Below are 18737 nucleotides of genomic sequence, written 5' to 3'. Positions count from 1 at the left end.
AGGTGTCGCCCGGTAATAGGAAAGTTGTTTTAAGCCGTCCAGTACCGGATAAAAGTGCCGGATAAAAAAGAATAAACAGGCGGGATATGAATACAGTGGCCAGTTAAGGTAAACAGTTCTGTTTCGTTATATAGGGCGCACTCTTCTGTAACGTGCAGAAGAGTGCGCCCTACCCGCCTCAGCCCAGCTGCTGGCGTAACTGCGCCAATTGGCGCATGTCCAGGCTGTCGAAGCCTTCGCTGAGCGCGCAGGCATCGAGCAACTGCGCCGCCTCCGCGTTGCGCCCCTGCTCCAGGTGCAGCTTCGCGCGGTCCATGCCCGCGCGCAGCTCCCAGGCCCGCGCGCCTTGCTGGCGCGCCAGGGTCAGCGATTCGTCGAGCACTGCATCGACCGCCGCGGCGCCCTCGCCCAGCGCCTTGAGCACCTGGGCCTGCAAGCGCAGCAGTTCCGGCAGGGCGAAGGCGTCGCCGCTGCGCCGGCAGTGCTGGACGCTGCGCTGGATCACCGCCAGGGCCCGCGCGTATTGCCCATCGAGGATCAGGCCTTCGGCCAGGGAAATCTCGAACGAGGTGGTCAGCAGCTCGTAGCGCATGCCCTGCAGCCGCGACAGGCTCTCCTCCAGCAGCGGCACCGCGTCGCCGGGCTGCTCGCGGCGGATGGCAATGGCCCCGCGCAGGCCCAGAGAGGCCGCCACGTACGGGGCGAAGGCATTGGCGTGGGCGATCTGGCTGAAGGCCTGCAGGCTCGCCTCGGCCTGCGCCAGGTCGCCGTTCCAGATGTGGATGCACAGCGTCCACACCAGGGCGATGCAGTAGGTGGCCGGGTGCTTCAGCTCCGCGGCCTCCGCCTCCACCTGGGTGGCGAGGCGCCGCGCCTGGTCCGGGAAGCCCAGCAGCCACAGCGTGCGCGCCAGCGCCAGGCCGGTGCGGTTGTGGTGGTCGAAGCCGTAGTGCAGGGTCCGGCTGCGCTCGGAGGGCAGGCTGTTGCGCAGCGAGCGCTCCAGTTCCTGGCGCGCCAGGCGCTGGTCGCCCAGCAGGTGGTGGGAAATGCCCGCCAGCGAGGCGGCGACGGCGATGGCTTCCGGCTCGCCCAGGCTGTCGCCGATCGCCAGCGCGCGCTCGGCCCAGGCCAGCGACGAGGCGAAGTCGCCGATGCGCTCGTAGAAAATCTGCAGGCGGCCCAGCAGGCGCAGCTGCGCCCAGCGGTCGTCCAGCGCCACTGCGATGTCCAGGGCCCGCAGCAAGGCGGTTTCAGCCGCGCCGCTGTTGCCGCGGGTGAACATCAGCACCAGGCCCAGCGCGGCCTGCAGCTCCATCTCCGTGGGCGTGCCGTGGTAGCCCAGCTCCAGCAGTTCGGTGGCCCGCGCGCACCAGGTGCGGCATTCCACCTGCAGCGAGAAGTGCAGGAACAGGGGCGCGCTGGCCGCCGCCAGGGGCAGCGCCAGGCCGGGGTCGCCCTGGGGGCCGAAGCTCCATTCCAGGGCGCTGCGAATGTTGCCGAGCTGGCTGGCCAGGCGCGCGCAACCGTCGAAGATGTCTTCCGGCGAGCTGCCCAGGCCCTCCAGCAGCTTCAGGTAGAAGAGCGCATGGCGGAAGCCGAGGCTGTGCATCTCGGCCGCGCCGTGGGCCGGCAGCTTGTCGCGCACGTAGGCGCGGGTCATTTCCAGCAGGCGGTAGGTGACCGTCGTTTCGCTGCGGTCGACCGTCACCAGTCCCTTGGCGGCGAGTTCGTCCAGGGTGGCGGCGGCTTCCAGCTCGTCGATCCGGGCATCGGCGACGATCTGCGAGGCCGCCTGCAGCGAGAACGGCCCGACGAACACTGCCAGGCGGTCGAACACCAGGCGCTGCGGGGCGCTGAGCAGGTCGTAGCTCCAGTCGAGCATCGCCCGCAATGTCTGGTGGCGCGGCTGCGCGGTGCGCCAGCCGGCCCAGCCGAGCGAGAAACGTTCGCCCAGCAGGGCGTGGGTGGCCTTCACCCCGTGGCTGGCGGCGCGCATCGCCGCCAGTTCGATCGGCAGCGCCATGCCGTCCAGGCGCCGGCACATGTCGGCGACCAGTTGGGCGTCGCCCTCCTCCAGCGCCAGCGAGGCGTTGCCGGCCTTCGCCCGTTCGACGAACAGCCGCAGCGCCGGGAATGCCAGCAGTTGCTCCAGGCTCAGCCCCTCGCTGTCGGCCGGAAAGCCCAGCGGCCCCAGCCAGTGCACCTGCTCGCCGCGCACCCGCAGCGGCTCGCGGCTGGTGGCCAGCAGCGCGACGCCGGGCGCGGCCTCGCCGATGCGCTCGGCAACGGCGGACACCGCGTCCACCAAGTGCTCGCAGTTGTCGATGATCAGCAGCAGCCGCTGCCCGCGCAGGTGGGCGAGCAGCACGAACAGCGGGTCCTCGACCTGCACGGGAATGCCCAGCGAGGCGGCCAGGGCGGAAGGCACCAGCGCCGCGTCCTCGACCTGCGCCAGGTCGACGAAGCGCACCGGCTCCAGGCGCTCGCCGGCGGCGCGGTGGCCCACCTCGACGGCCAGGCTGGTCTTGCCGACGCCGCCGGTGCCGACGATGGTGAACAGCCGCGGCTGCGCCAGACGCTCCAGCACCAGGGCGACGTCCGCTTCGCGGCCGAACAGCCTGGCCCGCGGCGGCAGGCCGCCCACGCTTTCGCCGAGCGGCGCCACGGGGGCGGCCGAAGGCGCTGCGTCCAGGGCCGGGCGCCGGTTCACCGGGGCGACGAAGGCATAGCCGACGCCGACCTGGGTGGCGATGTAGCGCGCCCCCTGCTCGCCGTCGCCGAGCGCGCGGCGCAGGCTGTTCATGTGAAAGCGCAGGCTGCCCTCTTCGACCACCACATCGGGCCAGACGCGCTTGATCAGCTCACGCTTGGACAGCACCTGGCCCGGCTTCTCCAGCAGGGCGATGAGCAGGTCGAGGGCGCGGCCGCCGATCTCCACCGGCTCGCCATCGCGGCTGAGCAGGCGCTTGCCGGGCATGACGCGGAAGGGACCGAACTCGAGGGACGGGTCAAAGGAATCGTGCAATGCGTCCGTTACGGACTCCACGGGAAATTCTCTCGGGCTCGGAAATCCTACGAGGATAGGCGTTTTGCTCGGGCAATCAAGCACATCCTGTAGCGGCCGTGTGGACGCCGCCACAGGATGCGCACCTGTCTACTGCAGGCTCAGCAGCAGCGGAATGTTGCCGCGGGTGGCCTTGGTGAACGGGCAGCTCTGCCGGGCGGCGTCCAGCAGGCAGCGGGCCAGCTCCGCCTCGACGCCGGGCAGCGAGATGGCCAGGTGCGCCCGCAGGAAAAAGCCGTGCTCGCCATGCACCAGGTCCACGTCCGCCTCCACCGTGGCATCGGGGGGAAACGGGACTTTCCGGGCGTTGGCGGCATGCCGCAGCGCACCGATGAAACTGGCCGACCAGCCGACGGCCAGGAGCTGCTCCGGGTTGGTGCCCTGCCCCGGCGCGCCCGGCGGCGAAAAGCGCAGGTCCAGGCGGCCATCGTCGCTGCGCGCGATGCCGTCGCGGCCGCCGAGGGTGCGGGTGTGCGCGGTGTAGAGAACCTTCTCGATCGACTGCATCGGTACTTCCTGACGAACGATGACCGGCGGGCCCGGCGATTCAGAGCACCCGCGCGCACTTGCGACTGGTGCGGGAAAGGCGTTGCCTGGCGTCGGCCTGGGGCAACACCACCTGCGCCGCTGAGCGCCGCTGGTATTCGCCCAGCTCCTGCCGGGCGATATCCAGCAGCCAGGCACGGAAAGGGCCCGCGGGGTCATAGCTGGCACGCTGTGAATCCACGGCCTTCAACGTAGCCCGCAGGACCTCGCCGAGGTCTTCCCCGCGCATCCGCCCGGCCTGTACCTGCCCTTCGAAGAACGCCACGAGCAGCGGAACCAACGCCTTGAGCAGGCGCGGCGACGCCTCGCCGCCGCCCTGCTGCGCCTGGGCCAGCAATGCACCGAATTCCGCATTGCTGCAGCGCCCTGCCAGGCTCATGCAGCCGATACCTTCAGTCATCCGCCCAACCTCCCTTTCCCAAGCAGCCCTGCATTGACTGTCCTGCGCCTTGGCGCGAGGACAGGGACTGCTCATGAGAATGGGGCAGGAGTGCCAAAGTCGCCCGTTATATGCTGTTAGCGCCTGTTAGGCGGGTGCGCCGACCGAAGAGCCCATAGCCACTCGTCGGCGGCAAACGTTGGCAGCAGCGCCAGATTCAGCGTTCCGGTTCCCTCTCTCGACGTATCGGATGCATCTACCTTGCAGGCACGATTTCCTTGGCCTGCAAAAGCAACATGAACTTTACTGAAGCATCTTCCTCGGTGTCGCAAGCCGATAGTCGTCGACCTGCTTCACGCCCGGTGAGCAGGTGGGCGGCGTTTCCGGCGTCCGGTCCTACCCGTTGAAATGAGCCTGCAAGAGGAGCAACGCGTGTCCACAGCCGTTCCCCAGTCGGTCACCGCCCCGCTGAGCCGGGCCGCCATCTTCCTGGTGCTGACGATCAACCCCGGCCAGGCCGGCGAAACCGCCGTGCGCGCGTTGTGCGCCGACCTGCCGGGCCTGTTGCGGGCCATCGGGTTCCGCGCCCCGCAGGGGCTGCTGTCCTGCGTCATGGGCTTCGGCTCGGCGGCCTGGGACCGCCTCTTCGGCCAGCCCAGGCCGCGGGAGCTGCACCCCTTCCGCGAAATCCAGGGCGCGCACCACGCCGTGTCCACTCCGGGCGACCTGCTGTTCCACATCCGCGCCGAGCGCATGGACCTGTGCTTCGAACTGGAAACGCAGATCATGGCCCGCCTCGGCGACGCCGTGGCCACCGCCGACGAGGTGCAGGGCTTCAGCTACTTCGATGCCCGCGACCTGCTGGGCTTCGTCGACGGCACGGAGAACCCGGCGGGCCAGGCCGCGCTGGACGCCACCCTGATCGCCGGCGAGGACGAGAACTTCGTCGCCGGCAGCTACGTCATCGTGCAGAAGTACCTGCACGACCTGGCCCGGTGGAACGCGCTGCCGGTGGCCGAGCAGGAACGGATCATCGGCCGGCACAAGCTCTCCGACATAGAGCTGGACAACGCCGTCAAGCCGAGCAATGCGCACAACGCCCTGACCACGATCGTCGAAGACGGCGAACAACTGGAAATCCTGCGCGACAACATGCCCTTCGGCGATATCGCCAAGGGCGAGTTCGGCACCTATTTCATCGGCTACGCCCGTTCGCCGCGGCGCATCGAACGGATGCTCGAGAACATGTTCATCGGCCTGCCCCCGGGCAACTACGACCGCCTGCTGGACTTCAGCCGCGCGGTGACCGGCAGCCTGTTCTTCGTGCCTTCGGCCAGTTTTCTCGAACAGGTAACCCCGGACGCCAGCGTAGCTGCCGCCCCTGCCCTCCCCGCGCAGGACGACGTGCCTCCGCTGGCGCCCCGCGACGGCTCCCTCGGCATTGGCTCACTAAAGGAATCAGGCAATGAATAACCTGCACCGTGAACTCGCCCCCATCTCCGACAAGGCCTGGGCCCAGATCGACGAAGAGGCCACGCGCACCCTCAAGCGCCACCTCGCGGCCCGCCGCGTGGTCGACGTGCCGCCGCCGGGCGGCCTCGGCCTGTCCGCGGTGGGCACCGGCCACCTGCATGCGCTGCAGGCCCCGGCGGAAGGCATCCAGGCCGCCCAGCGCGATGCCCGGGCGATCGTCGAGCTGCGCGTGCCCTTCGAGCTGAGCCGCCAGGCCATCGACGACGTGGAGCGCGGTTCGGACGATTCGGACTGGGACCCGCTGAAGGACGCCGCCCGCAAGCTGGCCTTCGCCGAGGACCGCGCGGTGTTCGATGGCTATGCCGCGGCCGGCATCCAGGGCATCCGCCAGGCCAGCAGCAACGCCGGCGTGGTGCTGCCGGCCAACGTGCGCGGCTATTCCGGCGCCGTGGCGCAGGCGCTGAGCCAGCTGCGCCTGGCCGGCGTCAACGGCCCCTATGCCCTGGTGCTGGGCGCGGACGCCTATACCGCGGCCAGCGGCGGCAGCGACGAGGGCTACCCGGTCTTCCACCACATGGAGCAGCAGGTGGACGGCGGCATCATCTGGGCCCCGGCGCTGGAAGGTGGGTTCGTGCTCAGCACGCGCGGCGGGGATTTCGAGCTGGACATCGGCCAGGACATTTCCATCGGCTATGCCAGCCACAGTGCGACGAGCGTGGAGCTGTACTTCCTGGAGACCTTCACCTTCCGGGTGCTCACCAGCGAGGCCAGCGTGGTGTTGACGCCGGGCAAGAAATAGCGCCGTACGGATACTCGCGGACGGAGTCCTACAACTCCAGGGAAGCCCCGTAGGATGGGTTGAGCGAAGCGATACCCATCACCGTGGCCTCATGGGTTTCGCAAGCTCAACCCATCCTGCGAAGAGCACCTCGGCGCAGCCGGCAAGAACAGTTGCTCCTACGTTCCAGGACTCACCAGCCACGCCGCCCGGCGTGATTCACGGATGAGCAGGCGCCGGCGAAATGCCGACGCAGGATGGTGTTGAGCGACGCGATACCCATCACCCCTGGCCTTCTGGTATTTCGCCGTCGTGCTCGCCCATCAGCTCGCGGGGCGATTCCACGAACGCCTGGTTGTCGAGGATCGTTCTTCATGGCAAGGCTCCGGCCACCGTCAGCTGTCGTGCGGCTCGCGGGGAGTTTGGGAGTCCGCCTCAGGCGACAGTCGAATGGATCCGATTGTCTTCCCGGGCCTTCTCCAGCCTGATCGCGATGAACTTGGAAGTTGGCGTGAAGGTGCGCTCGCCATAGCTTTCCAGCGGCACCAGCGGGTTGGTTTCCGGGTAGTAGGCCGCGGCCTGCCCGGCCGGCAGGTCGTAGGCCACCAGCTGGAAGCCGTGGACGCGGCGCTCGATGCCGTCTTCCCAGAGCGACACCAGGTCGACCTTCTCGCCCGGCTCGAAGCCCAGGCGGCGGATGTCCCGCTCGTTGGCGAAGACCACTTCGCGCAGGCCGAACACCCCGCGGTAGCGGTCGTCCAGGCCGTACAGGGTGGTGTTGTACTGGTCGTGGGAACGCAGCGTCTGGAGGATCAGGTCGGGCCGCTCGCCGCGGGCCAGCACCGCCTGGTTGACCAGCTCCACCGGCAGTTCGCTGGGGGTGAAGCCGGCCTTGCCGCTGGCGGTCTTCCAGACCCGCTCGGCCGCGTCGTTGCCCAGGTGGAAGCCGCCGGGGTGCTGCAGCCGCGCGTTGAAGTCGGCGAAGCCGGGGATGACGTCGGCGATCAGGTCGCGGATGTGCCCGTAGTCGGCGATGGCCCAGTCCCAGTCGATCGGGCGGTTGCCCAGGGTGGCCTTGGCGATGCCGGCGATGATCGCCGGTTCCGAGCGCAGGTGCGGCGAGCGCGGCTTCAGCTGGCCGTGGGAGATGTGCACCATGCTGAAGGTGTCTTCCACGGTGACGCCCTGGGGCCCGTCGGCCTGCATGTCGACCTCGGTGCGGCCCAGGCACGGCAGGATCAGCGCGTCGCGGCCGGTGACCAGGTGCGAGCGGTTGAGCTTGGTGGCGATGTGCACGGTCAGCTCGCAGTTGCGCAGCGCGGCGTGGGTGCGCGGGGTGTCCGGGGTGGCCTGGGCGAAGTTGCCGCCCAGGGCCAGGAACACCTTGGCGCGCCTGGCTTCCATGGCCTGGATGGCCAGCACGGCGTTGTCGCCGTGGCCACGCGGCGCCTTGAACTTGAAGCGTTTCTCCAGGGCATCCAGCAGCCAGGTCGGCGGCTTCTCGTCGATGCCCATGGTGCGGTCGCCCTGCACGTTGCGGTGGCCGCGCACCGGCGACAGGCCGGCGCCGGGCTTGCCGACGTTGCCGCGCAGCAGTTGCAGGTTGACCACCTCCTGGATGGTCGGCACCGAGTGGCGGTGCTGCGTCAGGCCCATGGCCCAGCACATGATCACGCGCTCGGCGCGGCGGTACATGCGCGCCGCCAGCTCGATCTCGGCCAGGCTCAGGCCGGACTGGCCGACGATGTGCGCCCAGCTGGTGGCGTCCACCGCCGCCAGGTAGTCGTCCAGGCCGCTGGTGTGCTCGCGGATGAAGGCGTGGTCGAACACCGGCGGCTCGCCGTTGGCCTGGGCCTCGCGCTCCCACTGCAGGAGGAACTTGGCCATGCCGCGGAACATCGCCATGTCGCCGCCCAGGGCCGGGCGGAAGTAGGCGGTGTTGGTCGGCTCCGAGCCGTTGCTGAGCATCTCGAAGGGGTGCTGCGGGTGCTGGAAACGCTCCAGGCCGCGTTCCTTCAGCGGGTTGATGCAGATCACCTGGGCGCCGCGGTGCACGGCCTCGCGCAGCGGTTCGAGCATGCGCGGGTGGTTGGTGCCGGGGTTCTGGCCGATGACGAAGATGGCGTCGGCCTTTTCCAGGTCGTCGAAGACCACGGTGCCCTTGCCCACCCCGAGGGTTTCCGCCATGCCCAGGCCGCTGGCCTCGTGGCACATGTTCGAGCAGTCGGGGAAGTTGTTGGTGCCGAAGGCGCGGACGAACAGCTGGTAGAGGAAGGCCGCCTCGTTGCTGGCCCGGCCGGAGGTGTAGAACTCCGCCTCGTCCGGCGACTTCAGCGCCTTCAGGTGCCGGGCGATCAGGGCGAAGGCCTCGTCCCAGGTGGTTTCCACGTAGTGGTCGGTCGCCGCGTCATAGCGCATGGGATGGGTCAGGCGGCCCTGGTATTCGAGCCAGTAGTCGCTCTGCCCGGCCAGCGCGCTGACGCTGTACCTGGCGAAGAAGTCGGGGTCGACGGAGCGCCCGGTGGATTCCCAGTTGACCGCCTTGGCGCCGTTCTCGCAGAACTTCACCAGGCCGTTCTCGGGCGACTCGCCCCAGGCGCAGCCGGGGCAGTCGAAGCCGTTGTTCTGGTTGGTCTTGAGCATCGCCCGCAGGTTCTTGACCGCGTTCTCGCTGCCCAGCCAGCTCTTGGTCACGCTCTTGAGCGCACCCCAGCCGGCGGCCGGTCCGGTGTAGTTCCTTATATGTTCGTCTTGGCTCATTCAGGCATTCCTCGATTACACGCAGAGAATGAAAGTTCTCAGGCAAAAAAGGCGACGCTAAGAGCACGCCAATATCGGAACGCTGAGCGAGCAACTTCCTTGCGCGAAACTTGCTGTTCGCAACACCGGGTGAGTTGTGTTCAGGTCCAAGTTCCAGGCTTTTTTAGAACAATCGACCTGAAAGCTGGAAAGACATTGGTTCGCCTTGTGACATCAGGCTATTGAGAAGCGGAGATTGCGTCCAATCGAAATAAATTAAACCCTGATCAGAACCGTCTATCAGCCCTGGAATGCCCGCAGTAGAAGGGCGTAACTGACAATTAAGGCGCTTGATAGATCACTCTTATCAACCGGTAATCAAAAGCAATTTGACGCCCCTGGACGAACTGACTAGCCTCACCTCGAAGATCGCCAGAGCATTAATAAGAAGATGCCAACGCTTGCGTGCAAAGAGCAATGAACGATCACTTCGAGAGGCAACTCGGAATTGAATGACAATACTGGCGAACTCATCGACGGTTTCAATCGGAAGATCGATTACCTGCGCATGTCGGTGACCGACCGCTGCGACTTCCGCTGCGTGTACTGCATGGCCGAGAACATGCAGTTCCTGCCGCGCCAGCGCATCCTCACCCTCGACGAGCTGTACCGCGTGGCGGAGCGCTTCGTCGCCCTGGGCACGCGCAAGATCCGCCTCACCGGCGGCGAGCCCCTGGTGCGCCAGGGCATCGTCGAGCTGTGCGCGCGCATCGCCGCCCTGCCCGGCCTGCGCGAGCTGTGCATGACCAGCAACGGCTCGCAGCTGCAGCGCCTGGCGCAGCCGCTGCACGACGCCGGCCTGGCGCGCCTGAACATCAGTCTCGACAGCCTGGATGCGCAGCGCTTCAAGGCGCTCACCCGCACCGGCGACCTGCAGCAGGTGATCGCCGGCATCGACGCCGCGCGCCGCGCCGGCTTCCGCCACACCAAGCTCAACTGCGTGGTGCTCAAGGGCCGCAACGACCACGAGGTGGTCGACCTGGTGCGCTTCGCCATCGACCGCCAGCTGGACATCGCCTTCATCGAGGAAATGCCCCTGGGCGTGATCGACGAGCATCAGCGCGACGAGTCCTACTGCTCCAGCGACGAGGTGCGCCAGCGCATCGGCGAGCGGTTCACCCTCATCGAATCCGCCGAATCCACCCAGGGCCCGTCGCGTTACTGCCGCCTGGCCGAGGCGCCGGAAATCCGCATCGGTTTCATCTCACCGCACAGCCACAACTTCTGCGGCAGCTGCAACCGCGTGCGCCTGACCGTCGAGGGCCGCCTGCTGCTGTGCCTGGGCAACGAGCATTCGGCCGACCTCAAGCAGGTGCTGCGCGCCCACCCCGGCGACGCCGAACGGCTGGACAAGGCGATCCGCCAGGCCATGCGGCTCAAGCCCCAGCGCCACCACTTCGAGGTCGGCGGCGAAGTGCAGATACTGCGCTTCATGAACATGACCGGCGGCTAGCCGCCCCTTCCGGAATCGCCATGATCGTCCAATCGCAACCCGACATGCTGCGCGTGCTGTTCACGCTCAAGGGCTCCATCGCCAAGCGCATCGCCTTCCGCAGCCTGCTGGTCACCCTGCTGGCTTCGCTGATCGTGCTCGTCGAAAGCCGCCATCCGGCGTTCTTCGCGCGGGTCAACGCCACGCCCTTCACCCTGCTGGGGCTGTCGCTGTCGATCTTCATGAGCTTCCGCAACAACGCCTGCTACGACCGCTGGTGGGAAGGCCGCAAGACCTGGGGCAAGGTGATCATCGACATGCGCTCGTTCATCCGCGAGAGCGTCGCCATCAGCGACGCCGCCCTGCGCGAACGCCTGCTGCGCGCGCTCTGCGGCTACGCCCACGCGCTCAACGCGCGGCTGCGCAACGAGGACGAGCTGAAGGCCGCCCGCCCCTGGCTCGCCAGCGACACGCCGATCGCCGCGCACAACATCACCGACGGCATCCTCCAGCACATCGGCAGCGTCTGCTCGCAGCTGGCCGAAGAGAAGCGCATCAGCGAATGGCGCTACGTGACCCTGGAGCAGCGCCTGGCCGCCTTCACCGATGCCCAGGGCGTGTGCGAGCGGATCAAGGCCACGCCCATCCCCTTCCCCTACACCCTGCTGCTGCACCGCACCATCTACATCTTCTGCATACTGCTGCCCTTCGCCATGGCCGAGCCGCTGGGCTGGATGGCGCCCATCTTCACCACCATCGTCAGCTACACCTTCTTCGGCCTGGACGCCATCAGCAACGAGCTGGAAGACCCCTTCGGCCGCGAAGAGAACGACCTGCCCACCGACGCCATGGTCCGCGTCATCGAGCGCGACATCCTCGGCGCCCTGGGCTACAGGGACCTGCCGCCGCCCCTGCAACCGGTGGACTACGTCCTCAGCTGAGCGGCACGGTACGCCGAGGGCGGCATGCCCTCCCAGCGCTTGAAGGCGCGGCGGAAGTTGGCCAGGTCGGTGTAGCCCAGGGTGTAGGCGATTTCCTCGATATCGGCGATGGGCGAGCCTTGCGCCAGGTCGAGCAGGCGGCCCAGGGCCTCGTCGACCGGCATCGGCGCCGCGCCCTTCATTGGCGCGGCCCGCAGGCGTTGCCGGGCTTGAGGTGCGCGACGAAGTTGCAGGGGCGGTGCCGCGAATCGAGCTGCTCGACCAGGATGCCCTCCCAGGCCGTCCGGCAGGCCCCGGTGGAGCCCGGCAGACAGCACACCAGGGTGCCGTTGGCCAGGCCGGCCAGGGCGCGGGATTGCACGGTGGAGCTGCCGATGTCGAGGATCGACAGCGCGCGGAACAGCTCGCCGAAGCCCTAGACCTGCTTGTCCAGCAGGCAGGCGACGGCCTCCGGGGTGCTGTCGCGGCCGGTGAAGCCGGTGCCGCCGGTGATCAGCACCACCTGCACCCCCTCCTCGGCGATCCAGGCGGCGACCTGCGCGCGTATCCGGTAGAGGTCGTCCTTGAGCAGCACGCGCGCCACCAGGCGATGGCCGATCTCGACGCAGCGGCTCGCCAGCAACTCGCCCGACGTATCGTTTTCGAAAGTTCGCGTATCGCTGACGGTCAATACCGCGATGTTCAGCGGAATGAATTCCGTATTCGGTTTGACACTCACGGGGCATCGCTCCAGTTGGAAGTTTCCGTGGAAACTAGAGACAAAGACCGGCATCGTCCAATCGATATGGCAAACCCTCCGATCGGAGTCTTCTATCGACAAGAAGAGTGTTTCCATAAGGCGCATCTATCTTCCGGTAAGCATTTTCAATTGGACGCATCCGCTGCAAGTTCTGCAGTTTTCCGCCTTCGATTCCGAGCCTTCGGATACAACGAGCATGAGCACTATCGAAATACCCTGCTCCAGACTTCTGCTCGCCGGTGGAAGGGGCCGGAGAATGGGAGGAAAGGCCAAGGGCCTGCCCTGCGCCTGCAGAACCTGAACAGCCCCGAAGCGCTGCTGGCGGCGCAGAGCGGCGCCATCGTACCCGGCCGTGAAAGCAACTTCCGGCCTGCATCGAATGCGTCGTTTCCGTCATAGAGGAGTCTTATTGACGGATCGGAACAAGCGATTGGACGTTATTTGATCGCCTGCGTAACCTGAAAACAGGCAATAAGACACAAGGTGCCGTGATGGAGCTGATCGACGAAGCTCGAACCGATATATCCGATATCAATGCGCCGCCCGCGCCCGCGCAAACCTATAGTTATGTCGAGTTGGGCGAGAGCTGGATAATCGGCGAGACCGTACTTGCCCGGGAAACGGCATTGGCCATCAGTTATAACGGCATCAACCAAGCGGTGATGATGATATCGCCAGGTAATATGGAAGACTTCGTCAGGGGGTTCAGCCTGACCAATGAAATCGTCACTTCCCCGGATGAAATCCGCGATATAAAAATCACCGGTTCCGGCGAGTCGTACCTGGCCCAGGTCGAAATAACCAACCGCGCCTTCTGGGCGCTGAAGAACCACCGCCGGCAACTGGCCGGCACCAGCGGCTGCGGCATCTGCGGGGTCGAAGCGCTGGACCAGGCGCTGCCGGCGCTGACCCCGCTGCGCCTGGCGCCGCTGCCGGAAGCGCGCCTGCTGGAGGGCCTGCGCGAGCGCATCAACGCCGCCCAGACGGTCGCCCGCGACAGCGGCGCCCTGCACGCCGCCCTGTACCTCGACGCCCAGGGCGAGATGCGCCTGTGCCGCGAGGACATCGGCCGGCACAACGCCCTGGACAAGCTGATCGGCGCCATGGCCCAGGCGCGCTTCGAGCCCGCCGAGGGCTTCGTCGTCGTCACCAGCCGCTGCGGCCTGGAACTCATTCACAAGGCGGTGCGGGCACGCATCGGCACCCTGGTCAGCCTCTCGGCGCCCACCGCCCTGACCGTGGAATGGGCGCGCCGCAACCAGCTCAACCTCATCCACCTTCCCCACCACAGCCTGCCCAGGCTCTACAGCCCGGCGCCCTGACCCGCGCGCCCCGGAGTCCCGATGAAGAAAGCCCATGAGTCCGCGGCGACGAGGTGGCGTTCCTCCCCACGGTGACCGGAGGCTGGATGAGCCAGGGCTTCGATGCCGGCGAGCGCTGGTGACGGCACGGGTAGCGCCCGCCGGGAGCGCTACCCGTCCGCCCGTCTTCAGGTTCCGGTCTGCTCCGCATCGGCCGGCGGCGCGGGCGGCTCGGCCGCCGGGGGCTGGGCGCCGCCCTTCTCCAGGGTCACCTTGCCGGCCTCCTTGTCGTAGCCCAGGGCGATGCTGTCTCCGGAAACCACCTTGTCCCCGAGGATTTCCCGCGCCAGGCGCGTCTCCACTTCCTGGCGTATCTGCCGCTTCAGCTCGCGGGCGCCGAACTCGGGCTGGTAGCCCACGTCGACCAGGTGATCGACCAGGGACTCATCGACCGTCAGGGTGATGTCCTGCGCGGCCGCCGTGCGCACCACCCGCTGCAGCTGGATGCGGACGATGGCGCGGATGTCGTCGCGGGACAGCGCATGGAACACGATGATGTCGTCGACGCGGTTGAGGAACTCCGGACGGAAGTGCCCCTTGAGCACGCCCATCAGCTCGTCGCGCAGCGCCTTGTCGTCCATGCGCTCGGCCTCGGGGCGTTCGAGGTTGTCCATGATGATCGAGGCGCCGAGGTTGCTGGTGGCGATGATGATGGTGTTGCTGAAGTCCACCACCCGGCCCTTGCCGTCGGTGAGCCGGCCGTCGTCGAAGACCTGCAGCAGCACGTTGTTGACGTCGGGGTGGGCCTTCTCGATCTCGTCCAGCAGGATCACGCTATACGGCCGCCGGCGCACGCGCTCGGTCAGCTGGCCGCCCTCGTCGTAGCCGACGTAGCCGGGCGGCGCGCCGATCAGCCGGGCCACGGCATGGCGCTCCATGTACTCGGACATGTCGATGCGGATGATCGCCTGCTCGTCGCCGAACACGCTCTCCGCCAGCGCCTTGGCCAGCTCGGTCTTGCCCACCCCGGTCGGGCCGAGGAACAGGAAGGTGGCGATGGGCCGGTGGGCCTGGCCGAGGCCCGCGCGGGACAGGCGCACCGCATCGCTGACCGCCACCACCGCGTGCTCCTGGCCGATCAGCCGCTCGCGCAGCGTCTCTTCCATCTTCAGCAGCTTCTGGCGTTCTTCCTGGGTCAGCTCCGCCACCGGGATGCCGGTCAGCCGCGAGACCACCTCGGCGATGGACGAGGTGGTGACCTCCAGGGTCTCGGAACCGGTCTTGCGCTCCCAGGCCTCGGAGCGTTCCTCCAGCTGCGTCTGTTTCTCGCCGATCAGCTCCTCGAAGCTCTTCGCCTCGTCGAAGCGCTTGCGCGAGGTGGCGTAGTCCTGCTCGCGCTTGAGCTGGGCGATCTCCGCCTCCAGTTCCTGGATGTCCGCCGGCCGCGAGGTGGCGCCGATGCGCACGCGGGCGGCGGCCTGGTCGATCAGGTCGATGGCCTTGTCCGGCAGGAAGCGGTTGGTGATGTAGCGGTCGGCGAGTTCCGCGGCGGCAACGAAGGCATCGTCGGCGAAGGTCACCTGGTGGTGGGCCTCGAGCTTGTCGCGCAGGCCCCGGAGGATGACGATGGTCTGCTCCACCGTCGGCTCGGGGACGAACACCGGCTGGAAGCGGCGTTCCAGCGCGGCGTCCTTCTCGATGTACTTCTGGTACTCGTTGAGCGTGGTGGCGCCGATCAGGCTCAGCTCGCCGCGGGCCAGGGCCGGCTTGAGCACGTTGGCGATGTCCAGCCCGCCCTCCTCGCCGCCCTGCCCGGCGCCGACGATGGTGTGCAGCTCGTCGATGAACAGCACCAGCTCGTCGTGCTTGGCGGTGACTTCGTCGATCAGCTGCTTGGCCCGCTCCTCGAACTCGCCGCGGTACTTGGCGCCGGCGACCATCGAGTTCAGGTTCACCTCCACCAGGCGCTTGCCGCGCAGCACTTCCGGCACGTCGCCGTTGACGATGCGCTGGGCCAGCCCTTCGACGATCGCCGTCTTGCCGACGCCGGGCTCGCCGATCAGCACCGGGTTGTTCTTCTTGCGCCGGGCCAGCACCTCGATGGCGTTCTCGATCTCCTGGGCCCGCCCCAGCACCGGGTCCAGCTTGCCCTGGCGCGCCAGCTGGGTGAGGTCACGGCCGAACTTGTCCAGCGTCGGCGTGCCGCTGGGGGTATCCACGCGGCCGTCTTCGGCGCCCTTGCCGACGATCTTGACCACCTTCTGGCGCAGCGTCTCGGGGGTCACGCCGTACTTCTTCAGCAGCGTGCCGGCCAGGCTCTCGGGCACCGAGGCCAGGCCGATCAGCAGGTGCTCCGGGCCGACGTAGGAATGCCCCAGGTCCCGCGAGGCCTGGAAGGCCAGCTGGAAGGCCTTCTTCAGGCGCGGCGAGATGGTCATGCGGTCCACCGGCGCGTCGGCGGAGGCGTTGCCGGTCTGCGCGTGCTGGTCGATGTAGCCCTTGATGTCCTGCGGGGACAGCTTCATCTCCTTGAGCAGGGCGACCACCACGTCGGTGTCGGCCAGCACGTACAGCAGGTGTTCGGTGTCCAGCTCGTTGCGCCTGAGCTCGTGGGCCTTTTCCGCGGCGCGCTGGAGAATCTCCAGGGTCTGGGCGCTGAAGGCGTCGGTGGCATCGACCGACTCGCGGGGCACTTCGGCGGCCATGCCGAAGCCATCGCCCTCCTCGCCCGCGCCGCCGAACCTGTCGAAGAAGCGCGAAAGCCCGCCGCCCCCCAGCAGCGAGTCGAACGGATTGAGCATGCTCTGGTGCCGCATCAACTGACGGTAGTCGTGGTCGCAGATCGACATCGACTTGCGCTCGCCATTCTGTACGACGGTCACGCGGGCAACGGCGGGTCGCGCATTACAGATTTCACAGAGAGTCGCCATGATGAACTTTCTCCACGCAACAAGTGGGCGCTTGTAATCGAGCGGCCGCATCTCCAGCAGCGCATACCCGTGGATGAGTTCAATAACGAACCCGAAGCCTGGACATGCACTGTTTTTTTCGAAACGAAAGAGACAGGAGAACTCGAAAAGCAGGAACGGCTATTACACCGTCCGTTCACCATAGTCCGGGAAGTGGAAGAGCGCCAGACGAAATCGACGATAGCCAAGCAACGAAAGATGATAAGCAGCGACGCTATAGTTACAAAACAATGAAACGGCGGAAACTCAGCGGAACATGCCGGAGCAACTTCAGAGTTGCTGCGAAACTATTGCGGCGAAGTGAGTCGCCGCAATAGTCCGGGGAAGTTACCGGAAAATCGCCCGGATAGGGAAAGTTATTCGCCGAGCTGTTCCAGCAGGTCGGCGGAAGGCACGAAGAACAGGCTGCCGGTCACCGCGCGGCTGTAATCCAGCAGGCGGTCGTAGTTGCCCGCCGGGCGCCCGACGAACATGTTCTGCAGCATTTCCTCGATGGGCTCGGGCGAGCGGGCATAACCGATGAAATAGGTGCCGAACTCCCCCGCCCCCGGCCGGCCGAAAGGCATGTTGTCGCGCAGGATCTTCACTTCCTTGCCGTCCTTGACCAGGGTGGTGAGGGAGCTGTGCGAGCAGCTCGGCTTGACCGATTCGTCCAGCTCGATGTCGGACAGCTTGGTGCGCCCGATGATGCGCTCCTGGGCCTCGATGGACAGCTGGTTCCAGCCGGCCATGTCGTGCAGGTACTTCTGCACGATGACGTAGCTGCCGCCGGTGAAGCCGGGGTCTTCGTCGCCGATCAGGGTGAAGTGGGCCGCCTCGCGGCCCGCAGGGTTCTCGGTGCCGTCGACGAAGCCGACCATGCTGCGCATGTCGAAGTAGCGGAAGCCCTGGACTTCGTCGACCACCTCCACCGCCTTGCCCAGCCGGGTGACCACCTGGGTCGCCAGTTCGAAGCACAGGTCCATCTGGTCCGCGCGGATGTGCAGCAGGATGTCGCCCGGCGTGGAAACGGCCACGCGCTCGCCGGAACCCACTTCGCGGAAGGTGTGCAACGCCGCCGGGCGAGGCGCGCCGAACAGCCTGTCCCAGGCGTCGGAGCCGAAGCCGACGACGCAGGAAAGATTGCCCGCCGGCGCCCGCTTGCCGACCGAACGCACCAGGGCGGCGATATCCCCGCACAATGCGCGCACGGCATCGCGGTTTTCCTCGCCGGAAACCAGCGTCATCACGAGAAAGATCGCGCTACTGGTGATCGGACTGTCGACTGCCTGGGGATTGGGGAGTTCTTCTGTCATTTTGCTTGGCAACTACCATCACGGTTGGGCGTTCGAGACTACCAGATAATAGCGGGCGCATGACAATCGTCATCGCGCGTGCCGAATGGTTTTATTCCGAACTGCAAGTAAGGCTGAAAAATAAAGGGGTGCCATTGGCACCCCGGTTATATGTTGGGCAACTTGGTTCAGTTGACTTCCGAGCGCATCACCCGAACCGGCACGGATTTATAGGAGGGCGTTCCGCTGTCGACGTCTATGTAGTCCAAACGATCATTCCAGGCCCGGTAATTCTATACGGCGATATCGTATATCCACCCGTGGATAGCCGCTCTTTATCTGGAAGCCTGGAACATACCTGCCGCTGCGATATCCGGATGCGCTTATAAGCAACTGTCTATTGGGTTATTCCCCTTCGGGCCAGCGCAAGCGCTGTTCGCGATGGAGCCGCGTCCCGCGTTCGCGGGAATAACCCGGAAAACAATGTAGGAGCAACTGTCTTGCCGACTGCACCGAGGCGCTTTTCGTAGGATGGGTTGAGCTTGCGAAACCCATGCGGTTGCGCTGATGGGTATCGCTTCGCTCAACGCCATCCTACGAAAAGCCGTGCTTCCTGGAACCGGAGCGAACTCCGTCCGCGATTATCCATCGTTGAAACCTCCACAAAAACAACCGGGTGAATCGCACACAGGCACCTGGCGCGCCTCCCCCAACTGCCGCCACATCCGCTGTGTCAGGCGCTGGAGGGTGTCGCGCCAGGTGGCCCAGGGATCGTCCCTGCCGCGCAAGGTCAGGCGCTCACCGCGTTCCCCCGGGTCCGTCGCCGGGCCCGCCCTGCCCCTGCCACCATGGCGCTGCCGGGCGGCGAGGCGGTTGCCGAAAGGAGCGTTCGCTGGTTGCAGATGAGAAATCGTTATAACGGCAACTCGCTAGCAAGCTACTGTTCATTTCCTGACGTCGGCTTTTCGGCGTGATCGGACGACCGATCCCAGCTTCGCCGTACCCTGCGGACCCGCTTCAATCAAGTCGATAACTCGGGAGC

Annotated in this window: 12 protein-coding genes and 1 pseudogene; 5 read left to right on the top strand and 8 right to left on the bottom strand. The window is 66.6% G+C overall.

From position 1 onward, the window contains the following. Positions 1–178 precede the first annotated feature (178 nt). From RN02_RS21910 to RN02_RS21900, 3 genes are all read right to left on the bottom strand, one after another. A complete protein-coding gene (locus tag RN02_RS21910; protein WP_043316781.1) occupies positions 179–3046 on the bottom strand; it encodes an ATP-binding protein in 2868 nt (955 codons plus the stop codon). 108 nt (positions 3047–3154) lie between these two features. Beyond that, positions 3155–3571 (bottom strand): organic hydroperoxide resistance protein, encoded by a 417-nt coding sequence (locus RN02_RS21905; protein ID WP_043272823.1) that lies wholly within the window; start codon positions 3569–3571, stop codon positions 3155–3157. A gap of 40 nt (positions 3572–3611) precedes the next feature. Further along, complete coding sequence (locus RN02_RS21900) at positions 3612–3989, bottom strand: RNA polymerase subunit sigma-24 (protein WP_161796258.1); 378 nt, start codon at positions 3987–3989, stop codon at positions 3612–3614. 408 nt (positions 3990–4397) lie between these two features. On the opposite strand from RN02_RS21900, the gene RN02_RS21895 reads away from it, so the two are divergent. Then, positions 4398–5462: a Dyp-type peroxidase gene (locus RN02_RS21895; RefSeq protein ID WP_177331070.1), complete on the top strand. Its 1065-nt coding sequence runs from the start codon at positions 4398–4400 to the stop codon at positions 5460–5462. Continuing rightward, complete coding sequence (locus RN02_RS21890; protein ID WP_043316778.1) at positions 5455–6261, top strand: family 1 encapsulin nanocompartment shell protein; 807 nt, start codon at positions 5455–5457, stop codon at positions 6259–6261. The genes RN02_RS21895 and RN02_RS21890 overlap by 8 nt, the downstream gene beginning before the upstream one ends. Before the next feature lie 414 nt (positions 6262–6675). On the opposite strand, the gene RN02_RS21885 is transcribed toward RN02_RS21890, so the two are convergent. Beyond that, positions 6676–9000, bottom strand: a complete 2325-nt coding sequence (locus RN02_RS21885; RefSeq protein ID WP_043316776.1) for an FdhF/YdeP family oxidoreductase — start codon at positions 8998–9000, stop codon at positions 6676–6678. 487 nt (positions 9001–9487) lie between these two features. Here RN02_RS21885 and moaA point away from each other — a divergent pair, with 487 nt between their 5' ends. Continuing rightward, positions 9488–10492 carry a GTP 3',8-cyclase MoaA gene (gene moaA, locus RN02_RS21880; RefSeq protein ID WP_043316773.1) on the top strand — a complete coding sequence of 335 codons (1005 nt, stop codon included), beginning with the start codon at positions 9488–9490 and terminating at the stop codon, positions 10490–10492. A gap of 20 nt (positions 10493–10512) precedes the next feature. Beyond that, a complete protein-coding gene (locus tag RN02_RS21875) occupies positions 10513–11412 on the top strand; it encodes a bestrophin family protein (protein WP_043316770.1) in 900 nt (299 codons plus the stop codon). On the opposite strand, the gene RN02_RS34595 is transcribed toward RN02_RS21875, so the two are convergent. After that, positions 11397–11576: a helix-turn-helix domain-containing protein gene (locus RN02_RS34595; protein WP_052267791.1), complete on the bottom strand. Its 180-nt coding sequence runs from the start codon at positions 11574–11576 to the stop codon at positions 11397–11399. The two genes, RN02_RS21875 and RN02_RS34595, sit on opposite strands and share 16 nt — an antisense overlap. Positions 11577–11590: 14 nt before the next feature. Continuing rightward, positions 11591–12130 (bottom strand): annotated as a pseudogene (gene moaB / locus RN02_RS21865) (molybdenum cofactor biosynthesis protein B). Positions 12131–12642: 512 nt separating this feature from the next. On the opposite strand from moaB, the gene fdhD reads away from it, so the two are divergent. Further along, complete coding sequence (gene fdhD, locus RN02_RS21860; protein WP_043316767.1) at positions 12643–13473, top strand: formate dehydrogenase accessory sulfurtransferase FdhD; 831 nt, start codon at positions 12643–12645, stop codon at positions 13471–13473. A 167-nt stretch (positions 13474–13640) separates the two neighbouring features. Here fdhD and RN02_RS21855 read toward each other — a convergent pair whose 3' ends face one another. Beyond that, on the bottom strand, positions 13641–16385 hold the full coding sequence (locus RN02_RS21855) for an ATP-dependent Clp protease ATP-binding subunit (protein WP_407733531.1): 2745 nt from the start codon (positions 16383–16385) through the stop codon (positions 13641–13643). Positions 16386–16777: 392 nt separating this feature from the next. Then, entirely contained in the window at positions 16778–17716 is a 939-nt protein-coding gene (locus RN02_RS21850; protein ID WP_043316765.1) for a Dyp-type peroxidase, read from the bottom strand. Positions 17717–18737: the final 1021 nt, after the last annotated feature.

This window comes from Pseudomonas sp. PI1 (genome assembly GCF_000812405.1).
GTDB lineage: Bacteria > Pseudomonadota > Gammaproteobacteria > Pseudomonadales > Pseudomonadaceae > Pseudomonas > Pseudomonas citronellolis.
This window is presented reverse-complemented; position numbering and strand designations above follow the sequence as displayed.

Excerpts from the sequence above, each read along its gene's own strand:
- RN02_RS21905 (WP_043272823.1), bottom strand. The coding sequence starts at position 3,571 with ATGCAGTCGATCGAGAAGGTTCTCTACACCGCGCACACCCGCACCCTC.
- RN02_RS21900 (WP_161796258.1), bottom strand. The coding sequence starts at position 3,989 with ATGAGCCTGGCAGGGCGCTGCAGCAATGCGGAATTCGGTGCATTGCTG.
- RN02_RS21895 (WP_177331070.1), top strand. The coding sequence starts at position 4,398 with ATGAGCCTGCAAGAGGAGCAACGCGTGTCCACAGCCGTTCCCCAGTCG.
- RN02_RS21890 (WP_043316778.1), top strand. The coding sequence starts at position 5,455 with ATGAATAACCTGCACCGTGAACTCGCCCCCATCTCCGACAAGGCCTGG.
- RN02_RS21885 (WP_043316776.1), bottom strand. The coding sequence starts at position 9,000 with ATGAGCCAAGACGAACATATAAGGAACTACACCGGACCGGCCGCCGGC.
- RN02_RS21875 (WP_043316770.1), top strand. The coding sequence starts at position 10,513 with ATGATCGTCCAATCGCAACCCGACATGCTGCGCGTGCTGTTCACGCTC.
- RN02_RS34595 (WP_052267791.1), bottom strand. The coding sequence starts at position 11,576 with ATGCCGGTCGACGAGGCCCTGGGCCGCCTGCTCGACCTGGCGCAAGGC.
- fdhD (WP_043316767.1), top strand. The coding sequence starts at position 12,643 with ATGGAGCTGATCGACGAAGCTCGAACCGATATATCCGATATCAATGCG.
- RN02_RS21850 (WP_043316765.1), bottom strand. The coding sequence starts at position 17,716 with ATGACAGAAGAACTCCCCAATCCCCAGGCAGTCGACAGTCCGATCACC.